Origin of the sequence: Streptomyces sp. (genome assembly GCF_050698815.1) — a bacterium.
Lineage (GTDB): Bacteria > Actinomycetota > Actinomycetes > Streptomycetales > Streptomycetaceae > Streptomyces.
In genome coordinates this window covers 1-11741 of sequence record NZ_JBOHCV010000435.1, presented here as the reverse complement: position 1 = coordinate 11741, position 11741 = coordinate 1, and the positions used below count along the sequence as shown (strand labels likewise).

10 protein-coding genes and 1 pseudogene are annotated in these 11741 nt (G+C 72.9%); 3 read left to right on the top strand and 8 right to left on the bottom strand.

Annotated features, from left to right (window positions below):
* The 6 genes and pseudogenes from ACRDP3_RS15880 to ACRDP3_RS15855 all read right to left on the bottom strand — a co-directional run.
* Positions 1–132: pseudogene (locus ACRDP3_RS15880) on the bottom strand (cytochrome P450); the annotation flags it as partial.
* 7 nt (positions 133–139) lie between these two features.
* The gene (locus ACRDP3_RS15875; RefSeq protein WP_431517600.1) at positions 140–1396 is read right to left on the bottom strand and encodes a cytochrome P450; all 1257 of its coding nucleotides are present in this window, start codon (positions 1394–1396) and stop codon (positions 140–142) included.
* Entirely contained in the window at positions 1393–2010 is a 618-nt protein-coding gene (locus ACRDP3_RS15870) for a GTP-binding protein (RefSeq protein WP_431517599.1), read from the bottom strand. Before ACRDP3_RS15870 ends, ACRDP3_RS15875 begins: the two co-directional genes overlap by 4 nt.
* Entirely contained in the window at positions 1991–2347 is a 357-nt protein-coding gene (locus ACRDP3_RS15865; RefSeq protein ID WP_431517598.1) for a DUF742 domain-containing protein, read from the bottom strand. Before ACRDP3_RS15865 ends, ACRDP3_RS15870 begins: the two co-directional genes overlap by 20 nt.
* Positions 2344–2760, bottom strand: coding sequence for a roadblock/LC7 domain-containing protein (locus ACRDP3_RS15860; protein WP_431517597.1), 417 nt, complete (start codon positions 2758–2760; stop codon positions 2344–2346). The genes ACRDP3_RS15865 and ACRDP3_RS15860 overlap by 4 nt, the downstream gene beginning before the upstream one ends.
* Positions 2757–4400, bottom strand: coding sequence for an ATP-binding protein (locus ACRDP3_RS15855; RefSeq protein ID WP_431517596.1), 1644 nt, complete (start codon positions 4398–4400; stop codon positions 2757–2759). The genes ACRDP3_RS15860 and ACRDP3_RS15855 overlap by 4 nt, the downstream gene beginning before the upstream one ends.
* Before the next feature lie 292 nt (positions 4401–4692).
* Between ACRDP3_RS15855 and ACRDP3_RS15850 the strand changes: the two genes are divergently transcribed.
* Together ACRDP3_RS15850 and ACRDP3_RS15845 are read left to right on the top strand one after the other, a co-directional pair.
* The gene (locus ACRDP3_RS15850; protein ID WP_431517595.1) at positions 4693–5583 is read left to right on the top strand and encodes an oxygenase MpaB family protein; all 891 of its coding nucleotides are present in this window, start codon (positions 4693–4695) and stop codon (positions 5581–5583) included.
* A gap of 113 nt (positions 5584–5696) precedes the next feature.
* Positions 5697–6482 (top strand): VOC family protein, encoded by a 786-nt coding sequence (locus tag ACRDP3_RS15845; RefSeq protein ID WP_431517594.1) that lies wholly within the window; start codon positions 5697–5699, stop codon positions 6480–6482.
* 54 nt (positions 6483–6536) lie between these two features.
* On the opposite strand, the gene ACRDP3_RS15840 is transcribed toward ACRDP3_RS15845, so the two are convergent.
* Both ACRDP3_RS15840 and ACRDP3_RS15835 read right to left on the bottom strand, forming a co-directional pair.
* Positions 6537–8042 (bottom strand): M1 family metallopeptidase, encoded by a 1506-nt coding sequence (locus ACRDP3_RS15840; protein WP_431517593.1) that lies wholly within the window; start codon positions 8040–8042, stop codon positions 6537–6539.
* 79 nt (positions 8043–8121) lie between these two features.
* Positions 8122–9042, bottom strand: coding sequence for an FAD-dependent oxidoreductase (locus tag ACRDP3_RS15835; protein WP_431517592.1), 921 nt, complete (start codon positions 9040–9042; stop codon positions 8122–8124).
* 229 nt (positions 9043–9271) lie between these two features.
* On the opposite strand from ACRDP3_RS15835, the gene ACRDP3_RS15830 reads away from it, so the two are divergent.
* On the top strand, positions 9272–11741 hold a 2470-nt coding region (locus tag ACRDP3_RS15830; RefSeq protein ID WP_431517591.1), incomplete at its 3' end, for a hypothetical protein.

The window sequence follows — 11741 nt, the reverse complement described above, 5'->3', positions numbered from 1 at the left end:
GTCACCGACCGGCACGTCCTCGGTCGCGAAGCGGATCAGGACGTGCGTGGTCGGCGCGTTCCAGCGCAGGGTCTCCTCGATGACGCCCTCCCAGCTCGCCTCCCCCGCCCGGACGAGCGCGAGCTGGCCGGGCAGGACGTCACCGGTTGCCTCCGACCGTGGTGGTGGGGGTGAAGCTGACGGGCAGCGACCGCAGTCCGCGCAGGAAGGGGGAGGGCCGCCACTCCAGTTCCTCCCGCGAAACCGTCAGGTCGACGTCGGGGAGCCTGTCCAGCAGTACCTCGATGCCCGTACGCGCGATGCCCTCGGCGATCTCCTGCGCCGGGTAGGGGCAGCGGTGGTCGCCGTGGCCGAAGGAGAAGAACGCGCTGTTGCCGCCGGTGAAGGCGGACTGGTCCGGGCGGATCTGGGGATCGGCGTTGGCGGCGGCGAAGCTGAGGATGAGCAGGTCGCCCGAGGGGATGCGGCGGCCGCCCAGCTGGGTGTCCCGGGTGGGCCAGCGGCCGGCGATGTTCTGGGTGGGGGTCTCCTCCCACAGCACCTCGTTCATCGCCTCGCCGACGCTGTGCCGGCCGCCGGTGAGGGAGGCCGCGAAACGGTCGTCGGTGAGCATCAGCCGCAGCGAATTGCCGATCCAGTCCGCGGTGGGCTGATGGCCGGCGATGACGTTGACCATCATGTCCTCGAGGAGTTCCTCGGAGGAGAACTCGCCCGCGTTGGGGTGCGCCTGCATCCGTGTGGAGACGTCCGCCTTGGGCGAGATGGCACGGGAGCGCAGCAGTGTGCCCAGTGCGCCCTGGAGGTGCTGGCGGCCCTCCAGTGCGCCCTCGCCGCCGTCCACGAGCGCGTTGACGCTGGGGAGCAGTGCGGCGCCCTGCTCGTCGGTGAAGCCGTAGAGCCGGGCGAGGACGAGAGCGGGCAGCCGCTTGGCGTACTCGGCTATCAGGTCCGCCTCGCCGCGCCCGCACAGGCCGTCGATCAGCTCGTCCGCGTACTGCTCGGCGTGGCTGCGCAGTTCGAAGGGGTCGACGTCGCTCAGGGCGTCACTGACCAGGGCCGAGCGGCGCCTGTGCCGGTCGCCCACCTCGTAGAGGATCGACGGCTGCCGGCCGACCATCGGCATCAGCGGCCAGTCCGCCGGTATCCGGTCCCACCTGTTCCAGACCGACGAATCACGGCTGAAAAGCACCGGGTCGGCGGTGATCTGGTGCAGTTCGCGGTAGCCGAGCACCAGCCAGGCGGGCACGTCACCGAGCAGCGTCACCGGCGCGACCGGGCCGTGCCGCGCACGCAGTTCACGGTAGAGCCCCGCCCGGTCCTCACTGATGAACCGGGTCCCGAACATGGGCATGGAGTCGTCGTGCGCGGGGCAGCCCGGCGGCGATGGCGTTGTCACGGCGTGGTCTCCCGGACGGCGGAGGAGGACAGGGCGTAGAGGTGGTCCACGAGGGCGATCAGCACGGCTTTGCTCGACTCGCGCGAGCGGGCGTCGCAGTCGACGAGCGGCACGGTATCCGGCAGATCCAGCGCCTCGCGCACCTGCTGGGCCGAGTGCGGGGGACCGCCGAAGTCGTTGCGGGCCACGATGAAGGGCGTGCCGTGCCGCTCCAGCCGGTCGATGGCGTACCAGGAATCGGCCAGCCGCCGGGTGTCGACGAGCACCACCGCGCCGAGCGTGCCCGCGAAGAGCTGGTCCCACAGGAACCAGAACCGCCCCTGGCCGGGCGCGCCGAAGAGGTACAGCACGGTACGCGCGTCGAGGCTGATCCGCCCGAAGTCGAAGGCGATGGTGGTCGTCGTCTTGCCCCGCACGGCGGAGACGTCGTCGATGTCCTGGCCCGCCCGCGTCATCGTCTCCTCGGTGTTGAGCGGACGGATGTCGCTGACGGAGCGGACCATCGTGGTCTTGCCGACGCCGAAACCGCCGACTATGACGATCTTGAGTCCGTTGTCGGCCGTGCTGCGCAACGGTGTGCGGTGTGTGGTGAGGTCAGAGGTTGCGGAGTCCAACGAGCACCTGCTTCAGGATTTCGGGATCGGGGAGTTGATCCACGGAGGCGGCCGTACGCGGGTGGCGGGCGGTGATCCGGCCCTCGGCGTGCAGATCGCCCAGCAGGATCCGGACGATGCTCACCGGCAGGCCGAGATACGACGCGACCTCCACAACCGCCGTGGGGGAGTGGCAGATCCGCAGGATGGCGGCATGCTCCGACTGCATGCCGGGCGCCGGCGCGGACTCGCTGACCACGATCGTGACCAGGTCGAACACGTCCGACTCGGACCGGCTGCGGCCACCGGTGACGGTGTACAGCCGGTCCGGGTCGTCGTCCCGGCCCGGCCGGCTCATGCCGGATCGCTGCTCTCGTCCTGCTGCCGGGGCGGCGTGCTGAGGTACTCGCTGAGCTGCTCGACGAGTTCGTTCATGTTGTGGCCGATGATTCCGACGTCGGAGTCCTCCCCCGCCACGACGGCCAGGTGCGCTCCGGAACCGGCCTCCACGACGAAGAGGATGCCGCCGTAGAACTCGGCCATCGCCTGACGTACACCGCCGCTGCCGTTGCCGAACTCCACGGAGGCGCCGTGCGACAGGCTCTGGATGCCCGCGGAGATGGCGGCCAGCTGATCAGCCTGGTCGGCGCTGAGTTCGGCGGAGCTGCACAGCTTGAGTCCGTCCCGGGACAGCACGAGGGCGTGCCGGGTGCCGGGCGTCCGCCGCAGGAGGCTCTCCAGCAGCCAGTCGAGCTTGCTGTCGGTGATCATTCGGTGTTGTCCTCCGGACGGTACGAGGAGGGAGCGGGGGAGGGGGAGGAGGTGACGTCTTGGACCGGGGATTTCCGGGCGCCCTGCTCTCCGGGCGGTGAGCCGCCCTGGACGGCCCGGCGGAAGGCGCCGAACCGGGAACCGGACTGCTCCGCGGATCTGATGGGCCCCTCGGCCCGGTCGGCCGGGGAGGGAGCGGGGCGCTGCTCGGTGGCGGCCAGCGTCTGCCCCCGCCGCCGTTTGGGCAGGCCGCTCTCACCGAACTGGGTGGCCGAGGCGTGCTCGGGGGCCGGTTCCGCCGGGGGCTCGGGAGCGGGCTCGGAGGCAGCGCTCGCGGCAGGGCTCCGCGGCTGATTCTCGCGACGGTCCTCGCCGTGGTCCCGGCCGTGCTGCCGGCTGCGCTTGGGCAGTTCCCGCCCGGGCGCGGTCGGTTCACCTTCCGGCGCGGGCGCCGATTCCGGCTTCGGCTCCACCGGCCGCTGCTGCTCGGCCGGCTTGCTCTCCCGTGCCGGCGGCCGGTTCTCCCGCTTGGGCTGGGTGACCAGCGCCTGAGGAATCATCAGCAGTACGCCCGTACCGCCGTGCGCGGAGGGCCGGAAGGAGACCGACAGGCCGTGCTTGTGGGCCAGCCTGCCCACCACGGCGAGGCCCAGCCGGGTGCCGGACAGATTGGTCAGGTCCAGGGACTCCGACGAGACGGCCTGCTCGGCCCGGCGCATCGCGACCTCGCCCATGACCAGGCCGCCGTCCTCGATGGTGATGACGACACCGGCCGACACCTCCTCGACGTACACGTGCACTTCGGAGGTCGGCGGCGAGAAGTTGGCGGCGTTGTCCATGAGTTCGCCCAGCGCGTGCATCACGCCCTCGGCGGCGTGGCCGGCGACGGCCAGGGTGCACGAGGAGTGCAGCCGCACGCGCTGGTAGCCGCTGATGCGGCCCATCGCGCCGCGCAGGATGCTCTCCATCACGATTGGCTTCGCCCAGCGCCGCCCGGTGCGGGCGCCGGTCAGCACGGCGATGGAGTCCGCCAGCCGGCCCGTCTGCGCGGTGCGGTGGTCCAGGTGCAGCAGGTCGCCGAGCACGTTCTCGTCCGCGTACTTGTGCTCCATCTCGCGCAGGTCGGCGGCCATGCTGGTGGCCAGCGCCTGCACCCGGCCCGCGGCGTTGGCGCAGGCGGCCATCGCGGCGGCGCGCAGGCCTTCGCCGCGGTGCACCTCGATGGCCAGGGAATGCAGCACACGCTGGTAGGTGCTGTTGGCCACGGCCGGCACGGTCGCCAGGGCCGTCTGCGCGGAGGCGCCGGACCGCAGCCGTTCCACCAGGACCGGCACGATGACGTCCGCGAAGTGGGCGGCGACCGCACGCTCGGCCTCGGCCTCGGCGTCCTTGGCGGCGAGGACGGTCCGCTGACCGCGCGCGGTGATGACGGCGTACGTCGCGGTGCCGACCGCGGCGCTCAGCAGCACGGCGGCGGCGGCGCTGCCCCAGGCGACGGACGCGCGGATGGCCGGCGGCGCCGCGTACACCATGAACAGGCACGCGGGGCCGGTGACCAGCACGGCGACCAGCAGGGCGAGCGCGGTGCCCGTCCCGGCGTTGGCGCCGGGTCCGGTCGGTGAGGAGGTCTCGGGGGTCATCAATCAGGGTCCTTGTGGACAGGTCCGGGCAGGGGGGAGGGGTGGCCGCCACAGTCCGATCAGCGCCGGACCAATATAGGCGAGTCAGCGATCATTTAAAGCCGCAGGTCGAAACAGTTCGATCAAAAGGTCACCGTTGTCCGACTGTTGGTGGTACTGCGAGGACCTGCGACGGTGCGGCGACCGTAACCTCCCGCCGACAGCATGGCCAGGGACGCCGCCGGGGGGAAGCCCCTGGTCCGCTTCGACGTCGCACCGGGCACCCGCGCACCGCGCGGAGCATCATGGGAAGGTGAGCAGTGCGAGCGGCGTGCGCCGTGCCCGATGCCCGGAGGAACCCCGGCCGCCTCCGCCGGGCGGCATGCTCTGGGACCTGGCGGGCGAGATCAGGACGCTGCTGACCCTGCCCGCCGCGCTGACCATGCAGGTCGCGCACCCGGCCGTCGGCGCCGGCGTCGACGAGCACTCGGTCTTCCGCACCGACCCGTGGGGCCGTGCCGAGCGCTCGCTGGCCAGCCTGCAGTTGTGGGTGTACGGGGGTGAGCGGGCCGCCGAGGAGGGCAGGCGGCTGCGCAGGCTGCACCGGGACATCCGGGGGACCGACGCGCACGGCCGCGAGTACCACGCCCTGGACCCGGCCTGCTACGCATGGGTGCACGCCACCGGCTTCCCCGTCTACCGGCATGCTCAGCGCTATCTCGGCCGCCGCCCCTACACCGACGCCGAGGAACGGCGGCTGTACGCCGAGTGGCTGCGGGTGGGGCGGGTCCTGGGCATCCAGGACCGGGACATGCCGCAGACGCCGCGGGAGTTCTGGCCCTACTACCGGCGCATGCTGGCCGAGGAGTTGGAGGACACGGCCGTCGTGCGCGAACTGGTCGCCACCGACCGGTACGTGCCGCCGCCCGACCGCGGCCCCCGTGTGCCGCGAGCCGTGCTGCGGCTGCTGTGGCCCCTGCTGCTGCCCCTCTTCACCCGCCTCCGGCGCTTCATCACCATCGGCATGATGCCGCCGGACGCCCGGACGGCCATCGGACTGCCGTGGACCCCGCGCCAGGAGCGCCGGCTGCGGCGGCTGGGCCGGGTGGTGCGCACGGTGGTACCGCTGCTGCCGGAGCGGCTGCGGTACCTGCCGCCCGCGTACGCGGCGCGCAAGGCGTACCGGAAGGGTGCTCGAGGCTGACGGCGGCCACCCGAGCGGAGGAAATGGGAAGAAATGTGCGAAAGGGGCACGAATGGGCGAATCACGGTAGCCTGCCAGGAGTGGCCGGAACCGAGTACCGCTAAGGAGCATTCATGCCCGAGGTAATCGCACCGTACGAGACCGGCATCCCCTGCTGGACGGATCTGATGGTTCCCGACCAGCAGGCGGCTCTGGACTTCTACCGCGACCTGTTCGGCTGGCAGGGCGAGATCGGACCGCCGGAAACCGGTGGCTACGCGGTCTGTTCGCTGCACGGCAAGGCCGTCGCGGGCATCATGGCCACGATGGCGCCGGAGGGACAGCCGACCCCTCCGACCGCATGGACCGCCTATCTGGCGACCGACGATGTGAACGCCGCCACCCAGGCCGTCTCGGACAACGGCGGCACGGTGATGGCGCCTGCCATGGACGTGATGAGCCTCGGCCGGATGGCCGTCGCCGCCGACTCCACGGGCGCGGTGTTCGGGCTGTGGGAGGCCAGGGACTTCATCGGCGCTCAGGTCGTGAACGAGGACGGCGCGGTGATCTGGAACGAGCTGAACACCGCCAACCCGGAGGCGGCCAAGGTCTTTTACCACGACCTCGGCATCGACATCGCCCCGATGGAAGGCGCGGAGGGCTACTTCTCCCTCAACGCGGCGGGCCACACGGTCGGCGGCATGCAAGGGCTCGACAAGTCGCCTTCCGGAACGCCCTCGCACTGGCTGACCTACTTCGACGTCGACGACACCGACAGCACGGTGGACGCCGTGACCCGGGCGGGCGGCTCGGTGCTGGTGCCGCCGTTCGACATGATGGCCGGGCGGATGGCGGTGGTACGGGACCCGCAGGGCGCCACCTTCGCCGTCATCAACCCGACTCCGCCCGACGGCGCTTGAGCCGGCCGGCCCCGGACCGGCCCCCGGAGTGAACGCTCCGGGGGCCGGTGCGCGTCAGCGCCGGTGTCCGTGCGACCCGTTCACCGCTGCGATCTTCCGCCACGACTTCGGCGGTGTCTGCGGGGCGCGCTCGGCCTTTCCGGCCGCCGCCCGCTCGCCGCCGAGGGCCGAAGCCGCCGGCTTCGACGGCTGGTAGAGCCAGGTGTCGAAGAGCTCGGTGAGCGGCTCGCCGGACATCTTCTCCGCGTAACGCACGAAGTCCCGCACCCGCGCGTTGCCGCCGGAGTGCTCGGCGGGCCAGCCCTTGAGCACGGCGAAGAAGTCCTTGTCGCCGATCTCGTTGCGCAGTGCCTGCAGCGCCATCGCGCCACGGTCGTAGACCGCGCCGTGGAACTGGTTCTCCGGGCCGGGATCGCCCGGCTTGACCCTCCAGAAGTCGTCGTCGGCCGGGTAGAGGGAGTAGACGTAGTCGGCCAGCTCCTGTGCGGTGCCCTCGCCCTGGTGCTCCGACCACAGCCAGCTGGCGTAGGTGGCGAAGCCCTCGTTGAGCCAGATGTCCCGCCACTTGCGGACCGACACGCTGTCGCCGTACCACTGGTGCGCCAGTTCGTGCACGACGACGGGTACGTCCGAGCCCCGCTCGAAGCGCTTCCTGCCGTAGAAGGGCATGGTCTGGGTCTCCAGCGCGAAGCCCACCTTGGTGTTCGGCACGTAGCCGCCGACGGAGTTGAAGGGGTACGGGCCGAAGACCCCCTCCAGCCAGTCGGTGACCTCGGAGGTGCGCTCGAGGCTGGCGCGTGCGGCGCCGGCGTCCTCACCGAGGTCCTCGCTGTAGGCGGTGACGACGGGGATGCCGCTCTCGGTGGTGCTCTTGGTGATGTCGAACTTGCCGACCGCGAGGGTGGCGAGATAGGTGGCCTGCGGCTTGTGCGAGCGCCACCTGGTACGAGTCCCCGCCGGGGTCGTCGTCGTCGACCGCAGGGTGCCGTTGCTCAGCGCGTCGGTGCCCTTCGGCACGGTGATGCTGATGTCGAAGGTCGCCTTGTCGCTGGGGTGGTCGTTGCTGGGGTACCACCACCAGGCCGATTCCGGCTGGTTGGCGGCCACCGCGCCGTCCGGGGTGCGCATCCAGGAGGTGAAGCCGTGCACCTCGACCTCGGACGGTACGCCGGCGTAGCGCACGACGACGGTGAAGTCCTCGCCCTTGGCCAGCGGTTCGGCGGGGGTGACCTCCAGCTCGTGCGCGCCGGAGGTGGCGGTGGTGGCCTTCCTGCCGTTGACGCGCACCTCGCTCACCTCGAGCGCGAAGTCCAGATTGAAGCGGCTGAGGTCCTGGGTGGTGCGGCCCAGGAGGGTGGCGGTGCCGGCCAGTTCGTCGGTCTTGGGCCGGTACTTCAGCTGCAGGTCGTAGTGCGAGACGTCGTAGCCGCCGTTGCCGTACTCCGGATAGTAGGGATCCCCCGCTCCGGGCGCCCCGGGCGCGGGTTCGGCCGCCGACGCCGGGACCGCCAGCGTGAGGGCGGCCAGCACCGCTGCCGGGACGATGAGTCTGTGACGCACGAGTCCTCCAACTCCCTTACGAAACACGGCAAGTGCCCTGCGTGCAGAAGGCTGTGTACTCCGTCCGGGGCCCGGTTGTCTACGGTGCGTGGCCGTCCACCGCGGCGGCGTCCAGCAGCCGTATCGCGTCGACCGCACAGCCCCAGGAGACCGTGACACCGGCCCCGCCGTGCCCGTAGTTGTGCACGCACAGCGCTCCGTCCGGCAGCCGTTCGGTCTCCAGTCGAACGCGCGGCCGGTACGGGCGCAGCCCCACCCGGTGCTCCAGCACCCGCGCCTGGGCGAGCGCCGGGTGGACCCCGGCGCAGCGCCGCACGATGGCCTCGGCGGCGGCCGGATCGGGCGTCAGGTCCGCCACCCCGTCCTCGGCGGTGCCGCCCAGCAGCAGACCGTAGGGCTGCGGGAGGAGGTAGGTGGTCTCGTCGGTGCCCGGCCGGGTGGCGAGGTACCACTCGTCGATTCCCGGATTCTCCACGACGACGATCTGGCCGCGCACCGGCCGCATCTCCGGGTCCGCGGCCAGTTCGCGGGCGCCCAGCCCGCTGCAGTTGACGACGGTGTTCGCCTCGGCGGACGCCTCGGCGAGGGAGGTCAGCTCGCGCCGCTCACAACGGCCGCCCGCGGCCGTCAGCCGGCCGCGCAGAAAAGGGAGATAGGTCCGCATGTCGACAAGGGGGGTGCGTGGCGGGGTCCCGATCAGCGCCGCCCACTCCGGTGGCGGCACTGAGCCGTCCCCCACCGTGCCCCGCACCAGCCGCACCCCGGTCCGGGCCGGCTGCTCGGCGAGCCAGGCGAAGTTGCGGAAGGAGCGCTCCGCCCAGTCGAGGGCCTGCTGCCTGGGCTCGATCCGGTAGGGCCAGCACAGGCCGCCGGAGACCGCCGACGCGGTCTCGGACTCCTCATCGCGGCTCCACACCCGTACGTCCGTGCCCCGCTCGGCGAGCAGCACCGCCGTGGTCAGACCGATGACGCCGCCACCCACCACGATCACCTCATCCATGGCCACGACGGTATCCGCCGGGCGGCGATCCCCCACCCGCCCGGGTGCGGATGGGGGAAGATCCGTGCCCGGGCAGCGCACCGGAGCGGGCCGGCCCCCACTGACGCCGAGCGGGGGAGAGGCGACGCCGCCCGTGCCGCCCGTTATGTACGCGCGCGTCCCGGCCGCCGCATCGGCCGCCACGGGAGGGGCTCGCGCGGGGGCCCGCACTGCGGGCACAATCCCCGCCATGTCCCGCGCCGCCGCCACAGAACTCCTTGATCTCCTCGACCCCCTCCCGTATCCGCAGCGCATCCGCCAACTCGCCGTCCGGGCACGGGCAGCCGCCGCCCGCGACGAGCTCGCCGGACTGCTGCAGGGGCTGGAGCAGCACGGGACGTACGGGCAGCGGCTGGCCGTGATCGCCGCCTGCGCCGGTCAGGACAGCGCCTATCTGGCCGCCCGGCTCGCCCATCCCGACGCCTTCGTGCGCGGCCACGCCCAGCGTGCCGCCGCATCCGCCGCCGCCATCACCGACGACGCACTCTCGGTGGCACTCCACGACGCGCCCGCCGCCGTGCGGGCCCGGCTGCTGCGCACCATCGTCACCGGCCGTCGCACCGCGCTGGCGGACAGCCTGATCGACGTGGTCCGTACCCGCTGGGGCGACGCAGAGGCGGCGCGGCTGCTGGCGGGCTGCGGTCCGGAATCCGTCGCCCGGCTGCTGCCCGGGCTCTTCCACGCCGTGAGCGCCCGTCGCGCGCTCGCCGTCCGGCACCCCGATCCCCTGCTGGCGGAAGCCGAACGGCAGTTGGGGGAGCTGCCGGAGGTGCTGTGGGAGGAGTGGTGGAAGCGGTACGGGGCAGGCGTCGCCCGTACGGCCGCCGACCGGCCCCATCGCGTGCTCGACCTGCTGGAGCGCTACCGCGAACACCTCCCTCTCACCCCGGAGTTCCGGCCGCATCTCGCCCGGCTGGTCACCGCGGACCCCGGCCGCACCCTGCGGCTGCTGCTCGCCCCGGGACACGCCGCGCCGCTGTGTGAGCGCGGTCTGCCTCCGGGCGTACTGCGGCGCCTGGTACGGGCGGACCCTCCCGGACTGCGTGAGCTGGGGCGCGCGTGGCGTGCGCACCCCCACCGCTTCGCCGAGCTGCTGCGCGCCATGCCGCCCGGCCGCCGTGCCGGCTTCTACGACGCGGTGACCGATGGCGAGGACCTCGAACACGCCTCCGGCGGGACCTCCCTCGACGAGGCCGTTCTCGACGCCCTCCCGCACAGCCGCCGCGAGGAGGAGGCACGGCGCACGGCCCGGCAGGCACGCGAGGCCGGGGCGCACCCCGCCACGGTCCTGGCCGCGCTCGCCCACCTCCCCGACGAGGAGTCACGTGCCGAACTGGCCGCCGCCACCCGCTGTCCCGCGGCGGGGGACCGGGCCCGCGCCTGGCCACTGCTGATCCGTCAGGCCGCGCACGCCGCCGCCGCTGACGGACCGCCCCGCGTCACGGTGCTGCTCGCCGAGCTGGAGCGGCTGCGCGACGAGCCGGACCCGGTCCGCACCGCGGCCCTCAGCGCTCTGGCCCGCCTTCCCCCACGGCTCTTCGAGGAGGATGCGGCCGGCCATCTCGACCGGATCGCGACCGACGCCATCCGGGCCGCCGACTCATCGGCCGGTACCCGGGGCGCCCTCGACCGGCTCGCCCAGTCGCTGCTGCGCGAGCACGTCGCCAGCGGCCGGCGCGACCTGATGAGCTGGTCGTTGCGTACGATCGTGCGGCTGACCGGGCACACCGGCGGCGCCGACCTCGGACGGCTCGACCGCACGCTGCCGCGCGGCACGGAGCACACGGTCTACGAGGCACTGCGGCCCTGGCTGGAGGCGGGCGCCGAGAAGGTCGACCACGGGCTGACCTTCGCTCTCGCCCGCGCTCTCGGACGACGCGCCGCAGGCCTGCCCGAACTGCAGGAACTGCTCTGGCAGGCGGTGCAGTTCGGCACCGAGGCCACCGCGCGCACCGCCGTCGGACTGTGGCTGCGCGAGCCCGGCACGCGCGACTCCCGGGCCGCGGAGGTGCTGGCCATGGACCAGTCGGCAGCCGTACTGCCCGCCGTGTCGCGGACGATCGCCCTGCGCCGCACCGATCTGCTCGACACCGTGCTGGGCGACACCCCGCCCTACGGGCGCTTCCTCGGCAAGGGCAGTCGTCTGCTGCCGCCGGTCGGCCCCTGGACCGCGCGCTGGCTGCCGCGCCAGCAGCGTGCCGCCGCCGGGCTGCTCGCGCACGAGGCGGACGACGACTCCCGCCCCCTGGACGAGCGCCGGTCGGCCCTGTCCCTGCTCGCGCACATCCCTCGCGAGGGTCCCCGGGAGCTGCGGCTGTGGGTCAACGACCCGGCCGAGGACGAGGCGGAGCTGGCCGCGGCGGCGATGGCCGCGCTCGTACGCGGCGACCGGCCCGGCGAGGCGCTGCCCGTGCTGCTCACTCACACCGGCGGTGACGGCGACCGGGCCCACGCGGCTGTGCGGGCCCTGACCCGGGCGTCCCGGCATGTCGCGCCGTCGGAGCTGTCGGCGAAACTGCGGGACCTGCTGCTGCCCGCCGCGGGCGGCGGCCCGCATGACGGCTCGTATGACGACGCGTGGGAGGACACGCGGGACAGTCCGCACGCCGGAGCGCCCGCGGTGAGCGGGGACGGGCGCGCCGCGGCGGTGCGGCTCGCCG

Excerpts from the sequence above, each read along its gene's own strand:
- ACRDP3_RS15865 (WP_431517598.1), bottom strand. The coding sequence starts at position 2,347 with ATGAGCCGGCCGGGCCGGGACGACGACCCGGACCGGCTGTACACCGTC.
- ACRDP3_RS15835 (WP_431517592.1), bottom strand. The coding sequence starts at position 9,042 with ATGGATGAGGTGATCGTGGTGGGTGGCGGCGTCATCGGTCTGACCACG.
- ACRDP3_RS15860 (WP_431517597.1), bottom strand. The coding sequence starts at position 2,760 with ATGATCACCGACAGCAAGCTCGACTGGCTGCTGGAGAGCCTCCTGCGG.
- ACRDP3_RS15855 (WP_431517596.1), bottom strand. The coding sequence starts at position 4,400 with ATGACCCCCGAGACCTCCTCACCGACCGGACCCGGCGCCAACGCCGGG.
- ACRDP3_RS15845 (WP_431517594.1), top strand. The coding sequence starts at position 5,697 with ATGCCCGAGGTAATCGCACCGTACGAGACCGGCATCCCCTGCTGGACG.